Annotated in this window: 14 protein-coding genes; 9 read left to right on the forward strand and 5 right to left on the reverse strand. The window is 74.5% G+C overall.

Translation table 11 applies throughout. The features are described from left to right. The coding region (locus ABD879_RS28780) for an AAA family ATPase (protein ID WP_345024817.1) at nt 1–1,057 on the forward strand (1,057 nt) is incomplete at its 5' end. A 108-nt stretch (nt 1,058–1,165) separates the two neighbouring features. After that, nucleotides 1,166–1,846 (forward strand): hypothetical protein, encoded by a 681-nt coding sequence (locus ABD879_RS28785; protein ID WP_345024818.1) that lies wholly within the window; start codon nt 1,166–1,168, stop codon nt 1,844–1,846. 68 nt (nt 1,847–1,914) lie between these two features. Here the strand turns inward: ABD879_RS28785 and fabI are convergent, their stop codons facing one another. After that, nucleotides 1,915–2,712 carry an enoyl-ACP reductase FabI gene (fabI, locus tag ABD879_RS28790; protein WP_345024819.1) on the reverse strand — a complete coding sequence of 266 codons (798 nt, stop codon included), beginning with the start codon at nt 2,710–2,712 and terminating at the stop codon, nt 1,915–1,917. A gap of 6 nt (nt 2,713–2,718) precedes the next feature. Then, nucleotides 2,719–3,423: a beta-ketoacyl-ACP reductase gene (locus ABD879_RS28795; protein WP_345024820.1), complete on the reverse strand. Its 705-nt coding sequence runs from the start codon at nt 3,421–3,423 to the stop codon at nt 2,719–2,721. Nucleotides 3,424–3,602: 179 nt separating this feature from the next. On the opposite strand from ABD879_RS28795, the gene ABD879_RS28800 reads away from it, so the two are divergent. Both ABD879_RS28800 and ABD879_RS28805 read left to right on the forward strand, forming a co-directional pair. Next, entirely contained in the window at nt 3,603–5,102 is a 1,500-nt protein-coding gene (locus ABD879_RS28800; RefSeq protein WP_345024821.1) for a TldD/PmbA family protein, read from the forward strand. A 5-nt stretch (nt 5,103–5,107) separates the two neighbouring features. Continuing rightward, nucleotides 5,108–6,490, forward strand: a complete 1,383-nt coding sequence (locus tag ABD879_RS28805) for a metallopeptidase TldD-related protein (RefSeq protein ID WP_345024831.1) — start codon at nt 5,108–5,110, stop codon at nt 6,488–6,490. Between the two features lie 42 nt (nt 6,491–6,532). Here ABD879_RS28805 and ABD879_RS28810 read toward each other — a convergent pair whose 3' ends face one another. Then, nucleotides 6,533–6,745 (reverse strand): dodecin, encoded by a 213-nt coding sequence (locus tag ABD879_RS28810; protein WP_345024822.1) that lies wholly within the window; start codon nt 6,743–6,745, stop codon nt 6,533–6,535. A gap of 68 nt (nt 6,746–6,813) precedes the next feature. On the opposite strand from ABD879_RS28810, the gene ABD879_RS28815 reads away from it, so the two are divergent. Further along, complete coding sequence (locus ABD879_RS28815; protein ID WP_345024823.1) at nt 6,814–7,140, forward strand: DUF3099 domain-containing protein; 327 nt, start codon at nt 6,814–6,816, stop codon at nt 7,138–7,140. A gap of 467 nt (nt 7,141–7,607) precedes the next feature. Here the strand turns inward: ABD879_RS28815 and ABD879_RS28820 are convergent, their stop codons facing one another. Both ABD879_RS28820 and icmF read right to left on the reverse strand, forming a co-directional pair. Next, on the reverse strand, nt 7,608–8,399 hold the full coding sequence (locus ABD879_RS28820; protein ID WP_345024824.1) for a helical backbone metal receptor: 792 nt from the start codon (nt 8,397–8,399) through the stop codon (nt 7,608–7,610). Then, entirely contained in the window at nt 8,399–11,605 is a 3,207-nt protein-coding gene (gene icmF / locus ABD879_RS28825; RefSeq protein WP_345024825.1) for a fused isobutyryl-CoA mutase/GTPase IcmF, read from the reverse strand. Before icmF ends, ABD879_RS28820 begins: the two co-directional genes overlap by 1 nt. Nucleotides 11,606–11,745: 140 nt before the next feature. Between icmF and ABD879_RS28830 the strand changes: the two genes are divergently transcribed. The 4 genes from ABD879_RS28830 to ABD879_RS28845 all read left to right on the forward strand — a co-directional run. Beyond that, complete coding sequence (locus ABD879_RS28830; protein ID WP_345024826.1) at nt 11,746–12,312, forward strand: MarR family transcriptional regulator; 567 nt, start codon at nt 11,746–11,748, stop codon at nt 12,310–12,312. A 70-nt stretch (nt 12,313–12,382) separates the two neighbouring features. After that, complete coding sequence (locus ABD879_RS28835; RefSeq protein ID WP_345024827.1) at nt 12,383–13,654, forward strand: hydroxyacid-oxoacid transhydrogenase; 1,272 nt, start codon at nt 12,383–12,385, stop codon at nt 13,652–13,654. A gap of 187 nt (nt 13,655–13,841) precedes the next feature. After that, nucleotides 13,842–14,654 (forward strand): tryptophan 2,3-dioxygenase, encoded by an 813-nt coding sequence (locus tag ABD879_RS28840; protein ID WP_345024828.1) that lies wholly within the window; start codon nt 13,842–13,844, stop codon nt 14,652–14,654. Continuing rightward, nucleotides 14,644–15,998: FAD-dependent oxidoreductase (locus ABD879_RS28845; RefSeq protein WP_345024830.1), on the forward strand; the 1,355-nt coding region annotated here is incomplete at its 3' end. The genes ABD879_RS28840 and ABD879_RS28845, both read left to right, overlap by 11 nt.

Genomic DNA, 15,998 nt, shown 5'->3' on the forward strand with positions numbered 1-15,998 from the left:
CGACGCCGTCGTCGCCCCCACCGACCACGCCGCCGCCGCGCTGGCGCGCGCCGCCGGCCCGGCGCAGACGCTCCCGGAGGGCGCGGTCGTCGGCCTGCACCGGCTGCTGGAGGCCCGTCCCGCGCCGCCTCCGGCCCCGCCGGGCACGGTGGTGTTCGGACGCGGCGAGCAGCACCCGCTCGAGCTGGACCTGGTGGTGGTGCCGGACGCCTCCGGGCTGGACGTGGAGATGGCCGCCGCGCTGGTCGAGGCGTGCCCGGACGGCGCGCACCTGGTGCTGGGCGGTGAGCCGGGGGCGCTGCCGCCCGCCGGGCCCGGCCGGGCGCTGGACGACCTGGAGGCATCGGAGACCGTGCCGGTCGTCACGCTGGAGCCCGGGGCCGGGGGCGGTCCGCTGCGGGAGCTGACGGCCGCCGTGCGCGGGGGCGAGCTGGTCGCGGTGGACGCGCCCGACCGGGAGGTGGTGGTCGTCCCCGCCGCATCCGGCGCCGAGGCGGTGCACCGGGCGGTCCAGCTCGTCACCGACTCGATCCCCCGGGCGCTCGGCATCCCCGCCGGGGACGTCCAGGTCGTCGCGGCCGCCGCGGGCGGGCAGGCGGGCGCCGCGGCCCTCAACGCCGCCCTGAAAGGCCGCCTCAACCCCGGGCCGGGCGCGTTCGGCGGCTTCGACCCGGGCGACCGCGTCATCGTGGCGGTGCCGCTGCCGCAGGCCGCCCTGGGCGAGCCGGGCGTGGTCACCGGCGCCGGCGCCGACGGCCTGCACGTGGAGTTCGCCGGCGGCGCCGTCACGGTCCCTCCCGCGCTGAGCACGCGGCTGCGGCACGGCTGGGCCGCCCCGGTGGCGCTGGCGCGCGCGACCCGCCATCCCGCCGTGGTGGCCGTCGTCGCCGACGAGGCGGAGGCGGGCCTGTCGCGGCCGATGGTGGCCACCGCGTTCGGGCTGGCGCTGCGTCACCTGTCGGTCGTGCAGGCCGCCGGGCCCGCCCTGGCCAGGGCCGTCCGCGAGGTGGACGCCCCCGCGCGGCGCACCAGGCTGGCGCGGCTGGTGGTGCGGTAGCGGCGCCGGAGGCCGGGGGACACCGCCCGTGCCGGGTTTACGCGCGCCCCCTCCCAGGGAAGATAAGCGCACACTTACCTCAGTTGCGGGCGGGAGGCGGAAGGACACATGCACCGGCAGCGGCGCCTGGCGCGGATCGGCGCGGTATCGGCGGGCACGGCGGCGTTGGTGCTGCTGGGCGGCGCGCAGGCCGTCCACGCGCACGCGGCCGCCGCCCCCGCGCCGTGCCCCAAGGGCACCGACCCGGCCAGCACGCTGGACAACTGGAAGTGCCAGCTCGACAACCTGCGCGAGAGCCTGACGCCCAAGCAGCCGACGGCCTCGCCGGCGCCGTCCCCCGCCCCGTCCAAGGCCAAGCCCGCGCCCAAGGCCACCCCCACGCCGAAGCCGAGCGGCAGCGGCGGCTCCGGGGGCGGAAAGCGCACGGCGTCGCGCCCGGGGACGGCGGGCGGCTCGCGCTCGGGCGGCACGGGCGCCGGGACGGGGACGCGGTCGGTGCCCGCCCCGCTCACCGCCCCCGGCGGCGTGCGGCCCTACTCCCCCAGCACCACGGCGGACCTGCCCGGGCTGCTGCCCTCACCGCAGGTCGCCGACGCCGCGAGCGGCGTCGTCGTGCCGAACACGCGGCTGGTGTCGCCCGCGGCCGCCTCCGCCCGCGACGAGGGCGCCACCATGGAGTGGCTGGCCGCCGCCTCGGGCGCCGCCGGGGCCGCCGCGGCGCTCAACGTCAGCGTGCTGGCGCGCCGCTTCCGCCGCACCAGGCCGGTGCTCCGCCCCCGCGCACGCTAGCCCGCAGCGCGCACGTCGGCCCGCCCGGGCACGTCAGAGCGCACGGGCGGGCGCGGACGCCGGACGGGTCAGTCCAGGCCGGGGTCGGGGGCGCCGACGGCGTGCAGGCCGCCGTCCACGTGCACGATCTCGCCCGTGGTGGCCGGGAACCAGTCCGACAGCAGCGCCACCACCGCCCGCGCGGTGGGCTCGCTGTCCTTGATGTCCCAGCCGAGCGGCGCGGCCTGCGGCCACATCTCGGTCAGCCCGCCGAAGCCGGGGATGCTCTTGGCCGCCATCGTGGCCAGCGGCCCGGCCGACACCAGGTTCACCCGGATGTTCTTCGGGCCCAGGTACTTGGCCAGGTAGCGCGCGCACGACTCCAGGCCCGCCTTGGCCACGCCCATCCAGTCGTACACCGGCCAGGCCTTGGTGGCGTCGAAGTCCAGGCCGACCACCGACCCGCCCTGCTCCATCAGCGGCAGGCACGCCATGGTCAGCGACTTCAGCGAGTACGTCGAGGCGTGCAGCGCGGTGGCCACGTCCTCCCACGGCGTGTCCAGGAACGTGCCGCCCAGCGCGCTCTGCGGCGCGAACCCGATGGCGTGCACCACGCCGTCCAGCCGGTCGAACCCGTGCTCGCGCAGCCGCCCGGCCAGCGCGTCCAGATCCGCGGTGCTGGTGACGTCCAGCTCGATGACCGGCGGCGGGTCGTCCGGCCCCGACGGCAGCCGCTTGGCGGTGCGCTGGGTGAGCGTGGGACGCGGGTAGGCGGTGAGCGCCACCCGCGCGCCCTCCTCCTGCGCCACGCGCGCCACGTGGAAGCCGATGGAGGCGTCGGTGAGGACGCCGGTGACCAGGATCCGCTTGCCTTCCAGGATGCCCATGATCGGTCAGTGCCCCATTCCCAGGCCGCCGTCCACCGGGATCACGGCCCCGGTGATGTAGGCGGCGTCGTCGCTGGCCAGGAACCGTACGGCCTTGGCCACCTCCGCCGGCTGCGCCACCCGGCCCAGCGGGATCGCCTTCTTGATCGCGTTCTGCTGGTCCTCGCTGAGCGCGGCGGTCATGTCGGTGTCGACGAAGCCGGGGGCGACCACGTTGACGGTGATGTTGCGCGAGCCCAGCTCGCGGGCCAGCGACCGGGCGAAGCCCACCATGCCCGCCTTGGAGGCGGCGTAGTTGGACTGGCCGGCCGACCCGAGCAGGCCCACCACCGACGACACCAGCACGATCCGGCCGCCGCGCTTGCGCATCATGCCCTTCACCGCGCGCTTGGCGACCCGGAACGCGCCGGTCAGGTTGGTGTCCAGGACGGAGGTGAACGACTCCTCGCTCATGATCGCCAGCAGGGTGTCGTCGGTGATCCCCGCGTTGGCGACCAGCACCTGCACCGGCCCCTGCTCCGCCTCGACCTTGCCGAAGGCGGCGTCGACGTCCTCCATGCTGGTCACGTCGCAGCGCACGCCGAACAGACCCGCGGGCGGCTCGCCCGACCGGTAGGTCACCGCCACCGCATCGCCCGCGGCCGACAGCTCCCGCGCGATCGCCAGACCGATGCCCCGGTTCCCGCCGGTCACGAGGACAGAGCGACTCATCTCGTACCCTTCATCGACTCACCACAGCGAGCCGAGCGTATCGGCCTACCGCCGGTAACGCGGATGTGCGAGCCCCACAAGATCCGCCTCCCGCCCTTTGTTCCCCGCCCCGCCGGGGCGGCCCGGGTCGGCCGCGTGGCCCCGCCGCCCGGATGGGCGAAAGGGGTAGGTTGCAGAGGGTGCACGACATCGATCCCGATTTCACCGCGCTCCCCCTGCGCGAGCTCGCCGACGCGGCGCTGACCCGGGCCCGCGAGCTGGGCTGCGCGCACGCCGACTTCCGGCTGGAGCGCATCCGCAGCCAGACCCTGCGCCTGCACGACGCGGCGCTGGAGACCGCGCTGGACGCCGACGACCTGGGCCTGTCGGTCCGCGTGGTCAAGAACGGCACCTGGGGCTTCGCCGCCGGCATCGACCTGAGCGCCGCCGGCGCCGCGCGGGTCGCCGCACAGGCGGTGGAGGTCGCCGCGGTCGCCGCGGCGGTCAACCGCGAGCCCATCGAGCTGGCGCCCGAGCCGGTGCACGGCGAGCGCACCTGGGTGTCGTCCTACGAGGTGGACCCGTTCGCCGTGCCGACCGCCGAGAAGGCGGCGCTGCTGGCCGACTGGAGCCGCCGCCTGCTGGCCGACCCCCGCGTGCAGCACGTCGACGCCACGCTGCTGCAGGTCAAGGAGAACAAGTTCTTCGCCGACCTGGCCGGGACCGTCACCACCCAGCAGCGCGTCCGGGTGCACCCGGTGGTCAACGCGGTGGGCATCGCCGACGGCGCGTTCGACACCATGCGCACGCTGGCGCCGCCCGCCGGATACGGCTGGGAGTGGCTGACCGGCGCGCACTGGGACTGGGACGGCGAGCTGGCGCGCCTGCCGGAGCTGCTGGCCGAGAAGCTGGCGGCGCCGTCGGTGGACCCGGGCGCCTACGACGTGGTGATCGACCCGTCCAACCTGTGGCTCACCATCCACGAGTCGATCGGGCACGCCACCGAGCTCGACCGCGCCCTGGGCTACGAGGCCGCCTACGCGGGCACCTCCTTCGCCACCCCCGACAAGCTCGGCCGGCTGCGCTACGGGTCGCCCGTCATGAACGTCACCGGCGACCGCACCGCCGAGCACGGCCTGGCCACCATCGGCTACGACGACGAGGGCGTGCAAACCCAGTCCTTCGACATCATCACCGAGGGCGTGTTCACCGGCTACCAGACGGACCGGCGCATCGCCCGCCTCACCGGCGCCGAGCGCTCCAACGGCTGCGCGTTCGCCGACTCGGCCGCCAGCATGCCGCTGCAGCGGATGGCGAACGTGTCGCTGCGGCCCGCGCCGGACGGCCCGTCCACCGAGGAGCTGATCTCCGGCGTGGACCGGGGCATCTACATCGTCGGCGACAAGAGCTGGTCGATCGACATGCAGCGGTACAACTTCCAGTTCACCGGGCAGCGGTTCTACCGCATCGAGAAGGGGCGCCTGGCCGGGCAGCTGCGCGACGTCGCCTACCAGGCCACCACCACCGACTTCTGGAACTCCATGGAGGCCGTCGGCGGGCCCGGCACCTACGTGCTGGGCGGCGCGTTCAACTGCGGCAAGGGCCAGCCCGGGCAGATCGCCCCGGTCAGCCACGGCTGCCCGTCGGCGCTGTTCCGCGGGGTCAACATCCTCAACGCGCGCAAGGAGGCCGGGCAGTGAGCACGATGAGGCCGCAGGAGGCCGTCGAACGGGCGCTCGAGCTGTCCCGCGCCGACGACTGCGTGGTCATCGCCGACGAGTCCAGCACCGCCAACCTGCGCTGGGCGGGCAACACGCTGACCACCAACGGCGTGACCCGCTCCAACCGGCTCACCGTGATCGCGCTGCGCCGCACCGGCGCGGGCGTCGCCGCCGGCGTGGTGTCGCGGGCCGCCGTCGGCGCCGATGACGTGGCCGAGCTGGTGCGCGCGGCCGACGCCGTCGCCGCCGAGAACGAGCCCGCCGAGGACGCCGCGCCGCTGGTGGGCGCCACCGCGTCGGGCGCCCGCTGGGACGACGACCCGGCCGAGACCGGCATCGGCGTGTTCGGCGGCGTCGCGCCCGCGCTCGGCGAGGCGTTCGCCGCCGCCGAGGCCGCCGGGCGCCGCCTGTACGGGTTCGCCAACCACATGGTGACCTCCACGTTCCTCGGCACCTCGGCGGGGCTGCGGCTGCGGCACGACCAGCCCACCGGGCTGCTGGAGCTGAACGCCAAGGACGACCGCGGCGGCTCGGCGTGGGCGGGCGCGGCCACCCGCGACTTCACCGACGTGGACGTGCCCGGTGCCGCCGCCGACCTGGCGCGCCGCCTGGACTGGGGCGCCCGCCGCGTCGAGCTGCCCGCGGGCCGCTACGAGACGATCCTGCCGCCCAGCGCGGTCGCCGACCTGATGATCTACCTGTACTGGTCGGCGGGGGCGCAGGACGCCCACGACGGCCGGACCGTGTTCAGCGCGCCCGGCGGCGGCACCCGCGTCGGGGAGAAGCTGGCGAGCCTGCCGGTGCGGCTGTCCAGCGACCCGGCCGCCCCCGGCCTGGAGTGCGCGCCGTTCGTCATCGCGCGCGCCTCCAGCCGCGAGGCGTCGGTGTTCGACAACGGGCTGGCGCTGTCGGCCACCGACTGGATCGCCGACGGCACGCTCACCGCGCTCACCCAGACCCGCCGGTCCGCCGAGCGCACCGGCCTGCCGCTCACCCCCGGCATCGACAACCTGATCATGAGCGGGGGCCGGGACGGCGGGCCGTCGCTGGAGGACATGGTGGCGCGCACCGAGCGCGGCCTGCTGCTGACCTGCCTGTGGTACATCCGCGAGGTGGACCCGCAGCGGCTGCTGCTGACCGGCCTCACCCGCGACGGCGTGTACCTCGTCGAGGACGGCGAGGTCGTCGGGGCGGTGAACAACTTCCGGTTCAACGAGAGCCCGGTGGACCTGCTGTCGCGGCTGGCCGAGGTCGGCGCCACGGCGCCCACGCTGCCGCGCGAGTGGTCGGACTACTTCACCCGCGCCGCCATGCCGCCGCTGCGGGTGGGCGACTTCCACATGTCCACCGTCAGCCAGGCCACGTAGCCGGCGCGGACGGACGCCTGGCCGCGTGCCGGCGGCGCGCGGTCAGGCGTCCTCCAGTCTGAAGCCCACCTTGAGCCCCACCTGGTAGTGCGCGATCCGCCCGTCCTCCAGGTCGCCGCGGATCTCGGTGACCTCGAACCAGTCCAGATGGCGCAGGGTCTGCGCGGCGCGGGCGATGGCGTTGCGGATCGCGGCGTCGACGGACTCCGGCGAACTGCCGACGATCTCGGTCACCCGGTAAGTGTGCTCGCTCATCTGGGTCTCCTTCCCCCGTGAATCCCCCTGATGTCGCCGTGCTGCTCCCACGGGCGTACCGTGGAAATGTGAAGGTCATTCCCCGCAGGCGCGATGCGGTCTACACGGTGACCGACGCTCCCAAGCCGATGTCGGAGGACATCGGCTACCGGCAGCGCCGCTACCTGATCTCGATGGGGATCCGGACGGGCTGCTTCGTGGGCGCGGTGGCCGCGGCGATGCTGGGCGCGCCGCTGTGGCTGGTGGGGCTGCTGGTGCTGGGCGCGCTGTTCCTGCCGTACTTCAGCGTGATCTTCGCCAACGGCGGCCGCGAACCGCAGCCGAGAGCCAGCTTCACCGACGAAAGCACGAACCGGAAGGCGATTTCCGGACATGGTCCGGAAATCGGGTCGTGACTTTCTCTTGACTAGAGCCGGGGGGGTTCGGTGTACGATTTGTCTCGGCGCTCTGGTCCCCCGTCGGAGCGCCCGTGCCGGTGTTCCGGGCCCCCGTCGGAACACCGATGATGCGACGCCGGGTGGATTGCCCCCGTATCCACCCGGCGTCGCTTTCTCTTTGCGGAAGCCTTGGCCCCGCTCCCCCGATCCGCCGCGTTCACCGTGTACAGACGGATGCGAAGGCCGCCCGGTTCCCGCCGCTGGCCGGACCCGGCCAACCCGTTCCGCTGCCCGCTTCCCGGTCGGTGCCCGCTTCCCGGTCCGCTGCCCGCTTCGGGCCCCGCCGCGCCGCCGCGGGGCGTCGGGCGGCGCCGCGCTGAGGGCGCCGTGGAGCCTCCGCCGGCCGCTCCCCCACCGATCTTTTCGGCGGCGCCCGCCGGACCCGCACAGGCGCCCACACGGCCGCGCAGGGCCGCCTCCGGGGGTCAGCGGCGCAGGACGGCGGCGAGCTGGGCGGCCAGCACGCGCGGCGCGTCCACCATCGACGGCCCGTACCAGGTGAGGTACCGGCCGTCGACCAGGGCGACGTCGACGCCGGGGAAGCATTCGGGGCCGTCGTCGGCGGTGAAGCGGTACGGCTCGTCCGGCAGCACCACCAGGTCGGCGCCGGCGGCGGTCAGCTCGTCGAGGCCGATCCTCGGGTAGCGGTCGGGGTGGTCGGCGTAGAGGTTGTCGACGCCGAGCCGCGCCAGCACGTCGCCGGCGAAGGTGTCGCGGCCGACCACCATCCACGGCCGCCGCCACACCGGCACGACCGCCGTGCGGCGGCGCGGCGGGACGGGCGGCGCCGCCCACGCGCGGGCGGCCTCGTCCAGCCAGGAGGGGACGGGGACGCGGCACCCCTCGGCGAGCATGCGGCGCAGCGAGGCCAGGGCCTGCCCGACGGTGCGGATGTCGGTCGTCCACACCGCGATCCCGGCCGCGCGCAGCGCCGCGATGTCGGCGGGGCGGTTCTCCTCGGCGTTGCCGAGCACGACGTCGGGACGCAGCGCGGCGATGCGCTCCAGGTCGGGGTTCTTGGTGCCGCGCACCCGCGCGACGTCCAGGCCGGGCGGGCGGGTGCACCAGTCGGTGGCACCGACCAGCAGGCCGGGCGCCGTCGCCGCGACCGCCTCGGTCAGCGACGGCACCAGCGACACCACGCGGCGCACCCGGTCCGGGACGGGCACGGGCGCGCCGGTGTCGTCCAGCGGGACGGCGGAGGGCGGCACGGCCATCACACGTTGCGCCGGTACTGGCCACCGACCTCGAAGAACGCCTCGGTGATCTGCTGGAGGGTGCACACCCGCGCCGCGTCCATCAGCACCGCGAACACGTTCTCCCCGGACCGGGCCGCCTCCTTCAGCGCCGCCAGGGCGGCCGGCGCCTCCTCGCGGTGGCGCTCCTTGAAGGCGCGGACGCGCTCCAGCTGCGAACGCTTCTCCTCCTCGGTGGCGCGGGCCAGCTCCAGCGGCCCGCCCGCCGCGTCGTCGCCGTCGGGGTTGCGGAAGGTGTTGACGCCGATGATCGGCAGAGAGCCGTCGTGCTTGCGCTGCTCGTACAGCATCGACTCGTCCTGGATGCGGCCGCGCTGGTAGCCGGTCTCCATGGCGCCCAGCACCCCGCCGCGCTCGCTGATGCGCTCGAACTCGGCCAGCACCGCCTCCTCCACCAGGTCGGTCAGCTCCTCGATGATGAACGAGCCCTGCAGCGGGTTCTCGTTCATCGCCAGGCCCCACTCCCGGTTGATGATGAGCTGGATGGCCAGGGCGCGGCGCACCGACTCGGCGGTGGGGGTGGTGACGGCCTCGTCGTAGGCGTTGGTGTGCAGGCTGTTGCAGTTGTCGTAAATGGCGATGAGGGCCTGCAGCGTCGTGCGGATGTCGTTGAAGTTCATCTCCTGGGCGTGCAGGGAGCGGCCCGACGTCTGGACGTGGTACTTCAGCTTCTGGCCGCGTTCGCCGGCGCCGTACCGCTCGCGCATGGCGATCGCCCAGATGCGGCGGGCGACCCGTCCGATGACGCTGTATTCGGGGTCCATGCCGTTGGAGAAGAAGAACGACAGGTTGGGCGCGAAGTCGTCGACGTCCATACCGCGCGCCAAATAGGACTCGACGTAGGTGAACCCGTTGGCCAGCGTGAACGCCAGCTGGCTGATCGGGTTCGCGCCGGCCTCGGCGATGTGGTACCCGGAAATGGACACCGAGTAGAAGTTGCGGACGTTGTTGGCGATGAACCATTCCTGGATGTCGGCCATCATCCGCAGGGAGAACTCGGTGGAGAAGATGCAGGTGTTCTGCCCCTGGTCCTCCTTGAGGATGTCGGCCTGCACGGTGCCGCGCACCGTGGACAGCACCCGCGCCCGGATCTCGGCGGCCTCCTGCTCGGTGGGTTCGCGGCCGTGCTCGGCGCGGAAGGCGTCCAGGCCCTGGTCGATCGCGGTGTTGAGGAAGAACGCCAGGATGGTGGGCGCCGGGCCGTTGATCGTCATCGACACCGAGGTGGTCGGCGCGCACAGGTCGAAGCCGTCGTAGAGCGCCTTCATGTCGTCCAGCGTGGCGACGGAGACGCCGGAGGTGCCGACCTTGCCGTAGACGTCGGGGCGTTCGCCCGGGTCGCGCCCGTACAGCGTGACCGAGTCGAACGCGGTGGACAGGCGGGTGGCGGGCTGGCCCTCCGACAGCAGTTTGAAGCGGCGGTTGGTGCGGAACGGGTCGCCCTCGCCGGCGAACATCCGCGCCGGGTCCTCGTTGTCGCGCTTGAAGGGGAACACCCCGGCGGTGAAGGGGAACCGGCCGGGCAGGTTCTCCGCGCGCAGGAACCGCAGCAGCTCGCCGTGGTCCTGGTAGCGGGGCAGCGCGACGCGCGGGATGCGGGTGCCCGACAGGCTTTCGCGGGCCAGCTTGGTCCGCAGCTCCCGGTCGCGGACGCGGACGACCTGCTCCTCGCCGGAGTAGGCCGCGACGACCCGCGGCCACTGCTCGATCAGCGCGGCGCTGTCGGCGGAGACGGCGCGGCGGGCGTCCTCCAGCAGCCGGCCGACCTCGTCGGCGGCGGCGCCGGTCAGCTCCTCGCGCACGGCCGCCAGGCGCTGCACCCGCCGCACGGCCTCGACCTGGCGGGCCGTCTCGGCGTGGTAGCCGCGGACGGTGCGGGCGATCTCGGCGAGGTAGTTGGCGCGGGCGGGCGGGATGATCTGCGCGGCGCCGGTGGACGCGCGGGTGTCGACCCTGGGCAGGGTGCCGGGTTCCAGGTGCAGGCCGCGTTCGGCCAGCAGCCCGGTCAGGTGCTGGTAGAGGGCGGTGACGCCGTCGTCGTTGAAGGTGGCGGCGCTGGTGCCGAACACCGGCATGTCCTCGGGCCGCGAGCCGAACGCCTCGCGGTTGCGCAGCAGCTGGCGGGACACGTCGCGGAGGGCGTCGGCGGCGCCGCGCCGCTCGAACTTGTTGATCGCCACCACGTCGGCGAAGTCCAGCATGTCGATCTTCTCCAGCTGGGACGCGGCGCCGAACTCGGGCGTCATCACGTACAGGGCGACGTCGGCCAGCGGGACGATCGCGGCGTCGCCCTGCCCGATGCCGGGGGTCTCCAGGATGACCAGGTCGTATCCGGCGGCGCGGCAGGCGGCGACGATGTCGTCGATGCGGTCGGGCAGCTCGCGGGCGCCGCGGGTGGCCAGCGAGCGGAAGAACACGTGGTCGCCGTCCAGGGAGTTCATCCGGATGCGGTCGCCGAGCAGCGCGCCGCCGCCGCGGCGCCGGGTCGGGTCGACCGCCAGCACCGCCACGCGCAGCTTGTCCTGCTGGTCGACGCGCAGCCGGCGCACCAGCTCGTCGGTGAGGGAGGACTTGCCGGAGCCGCCGGTGCCGGTGATGCCGAGGACGGGGACGGCGCGGCGGGACGCGGCCTCGGCGATCAGCTCGCGGTCGCGGTCGGGCAGCCGGCCCTCCTGCAGGCAGGTGATGGCGCGGGCCAGGGCGCGCCGCTCCCCCGCCAGCACGCCCTCCACCGGTTCGGGCGGCAGTTCGGCGTCGCAGTCGCGGATCAGCTCGTTGATCATGCCGGGCAGGCCGAGCCGCTGGCCGTCCTGCGGGGAGTAGATGCGCACGCCGGAGCGGGCCAGCCGGGCGATCTCGTCCGGGACGATCACGCCGCCCCCGCCGCCGAAGACCTTCACGTGCCCGGCGCCGGACTCGCGCAGCAGCTGCGCCAGGTACTCGAAGTACTCCACGTGGCCGCCCTGGTAGGAGCTGATGGCCACGCCGTGGGCGTCCTCCTCCAGGACCGCGTCCACCACCTCGCGCACGGAGCGGTCGTGCCCCAGGTGGATCACCTCGGCCCCCTGCGACTGCAGGATCCGCCGCATGATGTTGATCGCCGCGTCGTGCCCGTCGAACAGGGCCGCCGCCGTCACGAACCGCACCGGGCGCGCCGGGACGTGCATGAGCCACCTCGCATGGTCGGTGAACCGGGTCTGCGGCCTGGGTCCGCGGCCTCGGCCTTCGGACTCGGTCCGCGGACCGCTCGCCGACCTTCCTACCCAAGACCTTGGACATCCAATATTTGGAAGCTAAAATAATTTGCGTGCGCGACCCGGTCAAGGCGCCGGCCGGCGGATACGGTGAGGCCGTGCCCGTTCCCGACCCCATCGCCGAAGCGCACCGGCAGTGGAGCGCGCGCTGGCCCGAGCACGCCGACCGGATGGCCGCGGTCACGTCGGTGATGCGCGTCCAGCAGCTGCTGCTCGCCCGGATCGAGACCGCCCTCAAGCCGCACGGCCTGACGTTCGCCGCCTACGAGGCGCTGCGCCTGCTGGCCTTCACCCGCACCGGCGCCCTGCCCATGGGCAAGATGGGGGCGCGGCTGATGGTGCACCCGGCGTCGGTCACCAACGTCATCGGGCGGCTGGAGCGCCGGGGCCTGGTGCAGCGCCGCCCCTCCCCCGACGACCGCCGCGTGGTCCTCGCCGAGATCACCCCCGCCGGGCGGGAGCTGGCCGAGGACGCCACCCGCGCCCTGCACGAGGCGTCGTTCGGGCTGCCCGACCTGACCGCCGAGCAGGCCGAGCAGGTCACCGCCGTGCTGCGCGCCGTGCGCGCCGCGGCCGGCGAGATCCCCCCGGAGCCGCCGCGGCCGCGCGCCGGGCGTTGACTTCCCCGCGCCGCCTGCGGAGCGTGGGAGCAGATCACCCAGCGGCGTGAATAGCGGAGGGAGTGCCCGCGTGGCGAGCGAGACCGTGTTCACCTACGGCGCACCGCAGCTGAAGTTCGGCCCCGGCGCGGCCGACGAGATCGGCTACGACCTGGCCCGGTACGGGGCGCGGCGGGCGCTGGTGGTGACCGACCCGGGGGTGGCCGCGACCGGCGCCCCGCAGCGCGTCGCGGACGCCATGAAGGACTACGGCGTGGCGGCGGCGGTGTTCGACGGCGTGCGCGTGGAGCCGACCGACGAGAGCCTGCGCCGGGCCGCCGACCACGCCCGCGCCACCGGCCCCTACGACGCGATCGTGGCGGTCGGCGGCGGGTCCAGCATCGACACCGCCAAGGCCGTCGACCTGCTGCTCACCAACGGGGGCGACCTGGCGGACTACCTCAACCCGCCGGTCGGCGCCGGGCGCGCCCCCGCCGAGCCGCTGCTGCCGCTGGTGGCCGTGCCCACCACCACGGGCACCGGCGCCGAGAGCACCACGGTGTGCGTGCTGGACGTGCTGGAGCTGAAGGTCAAGACCGGCATCAGCCATCCGGCGCTGCGCCCCGTCCTGGCGGTGGTGGACCCCGACCTGACGGTCTCCCAGCCCGCCGGGGTGACCGCGTCGGCGGGGATGGACATCGTCTGCCACGCCCTGGAGTCCTACACCGCGCGGCCCTACGACGCGTTCGACCGCAAGACGCCCGAGCAGCGCGTGCCGTACTGCGGCGCCAACCCGATCTCCGACATGTGGTCGGAGCGGGCGCTCACGCTGATCGCCCGGTCGCTCCGCGCCGCCGTGCGCGACGGCGGCGACGCCCGCGCCCGCGGCGACATGGCGCTGGCCGCGACGTTCGCCGGGCTCGGGTTCGGCAACGCCGGCGTGCACGTGCCGCACGCCAACGCCTACCCGATCGCGGGCCGCGTCCGCGGGTTCCGCCCGGCCGGCTACCCCGGCGACGGGCCGCTGGTGCCGCACGGCATGGCGGTGTCGCTGACGGCGCCCGAGGCGTTCCGGTTCACCTTCCGGGCGTGCCCGGAGCGGCACGTGCGGGCGGCGGAGCTGCTCGCCCCCGGCCTGGAGCGCCCGGACGACCCGGCCGAGCACCTGCCGCGCGCGCTGCTGGCGCTGATGCGCGACATCGGCATCCCCGACGGGGTGGCCGCCGTCGGCTACACCGAGGCCGACGTGCCGGACCTGGTGGCGGGCGCGATGAAGCAGCAGCGCCTGCTGGCCATCGCGCCGCGCCCGGTGACCGAGGAGGACCTCGCCGGGATCTTCACCCGTTCGCTGCGCCTGTGGTGAGCCGCACGGCCCGTCCGGAGGGGCGCGCGGCGGCCGAGGGCGGCGCCGGTGAACCGGATGAACACGTTGGTGAACTGGATCACTACACCTTTGTCCCGGTATATACCGTGGTGACCCCGGACCGCGGGCGGGTGGGGACCGGCACGACGTGGTGCCGGGCGTGCCCCGGGCGGGGCTGGAGCGGGAGATGACAGACGCACCACGCGGGGCCGAGGCGCTGACCTACGGCTCCTACCTTCGACTGGACCGGCTGCTGACCTGCCAGGAACCGCGCACCGGCGCGCACGACGAACTGCTGTTCATCGTCATCCACCAGGTCTACGAGCTGTGGTTCAAGCAGATCCTGCACGAGGCGGCGCTGCTGCAGCGCAGGCTGGAGGACGGCAACAGCGCCGGATCGCTGCACACCGCCCGCCGCATCGCCAAGATCCTCAAGACGGTGGTGGGGCAGATGGACGTGCTGGAGACGATGACGCCCCGGCAGTTCGCCGCGTTCCGCGACGCCCTGGGCACCTCCAGCGGGTTCCAGTCGGACCAGTTCCGGCGGATCGAGGCGGTGCTGGGCCGCCGCTCGTTCCCCGCCTCCGACCTGCGCGCCGACCCCGAGCTGCGGGAGACCGTGCGCCGCCGGTCGCTGATGGACTCGCTGCTGCGCTACCTGGCCGGGCGCGGCCGCCCCGTCCCCGCCGACCTGCTCGACCGCGACCCGGCGCGGCCGTGGGAGCCCGACCCGCGCGTGCAGGACGTGCTGGTGGCGGTGTACGCCGACGACAGCGGCCCCGAGGCGGAGGTCTGCGAGGCGCTGGTGGACGTGGACGAGGGCGTGCAGGAGTGGCGGTACCGGCACGTCAAGATGGTCGAGCGCACCATCGGCGCCAAGCTCGGCACCGGCGGGTCGGCCGGGGCCGACTACCTGCGCCGCACGCTGTTCACACCGGCGTTCCCGGACCTGTGGGAGGTCCGGTCGAAGATCAAGGAGGAGCCCGTCGATGGCGCGTGAGGAGAGCGTGGCCGTGATCGGGGCGGGCCTGGCCGGCTGCCTGCTGGCCACGCTGCTGGGCCGGCGCGGCGTGCCGGTGACGGTGTACGAGCGGCGCCCCGACCCGCGCGTGACCGGGCCCGAACGCGGCCGGTCCATCAACCTGGCGATCTCCACGCGCGGCCTGGCCGCGCTGGAGGAGGTCGGGCTGCGCGAGGAGGCCCTGGCCCGCGCGCTGCCCATGCACGGCCGGATGGTGCACCCGCTGGGCGGGGGCCGCAGCTTCCAGCCCTACAGCGCCGACCGCACCCGCGCGATCAACTCGATCAGCCGCGCCGAGCTGAACCTCGCGCTGCTGGACGCCGCCGAGGCCACCCCCGGCGTGACGGTGCGGTTCGGGCACCGGCTCACCAACGTCGACGCCGCCAAGGGGCGGCTGACGCTGGAGACGCCGGACGGCGCGGTCACCGAGGACGCCGGCGTGGTGCTGGCCTGCGACGGCGCCTACAGCGCGGCGCGCCGCACCATCGAGGGCGTCGAGCCGTTCACCTGCACCCAGGACTTCCTCGAGCACGGCTACAAGGAGCTGACCATCCCGCCGACGGCCGGCGGGGACTTCGCGCTGGACCCCGACGCCCTGCACATCTGGCCGCGCGGCGACGCCATGATGATCGCGCTGCCGAACCTGGACCGCTCGTTCACCTGCACGCTGTTCTGGCCGAAGGCCGACTTCGACGCGCTGGACACGCCGCGCCGGGTGCGCGAGCACTTCCAGGCCCGCTATCCCGACGCGGCCGGGCTCATGCCGGACCTGGCCGACGACTTCGCGCGCAACCCCGTCGGGTCGCTGGTGACGGTGCGGTGCTGGCCGTGGGTGCGGTTCGGCCGGGGCGCGACGGTGGCGCTGCTGGGCGACGCCGCGCACGCGATCGTGCCGTTCTACGGGCAGGGCGCCAACTGCGCGTTCGAGGACTGCGTCGAGATCGACCGGTGCCTGGAGGAGACCGGCGGGAACTGGCGGCGCGCGCTGTCGCTCTACCAGGAGCGGCGCAAGCCCAACACCGACGCGATCGCGCAGATGGCGCTGGACAACTTCGTGGAGATGCGCGACCGGGTCGCCTCCCCGGTGTTCCGGCTCGGCCGGGCCGCCCAGCACGCGCTGGAGCGGCGGCTGCCGGGCCGGTACGTGTCGCAGTACGAGCTGGTGTCGTTCAGCACCGTGCCGTACGCGCGGATCCCCGAGCGGATCAGACGGCAGAACCGGGCGCTGGCGGCGGCGGGGCTTGCGGCGTTCGCGGCGACGGGGCTGACCGTCCGGGCGGCCCGTACCGCCCTGCGCCGCCGGCCCGCGCCCGCCGCGGCCGG

It is taken from the genome of Actinomadura keratinilytica (assembly GCF_039539665.1).
In the GTDB taxonomy this organism is placed as follows: Bacteria; Actinomycetota; Actinomycetes; order Streptosporangiales; family Streptosporangiaceae; genus Spirillospora; species Spirillospora keratinilytica.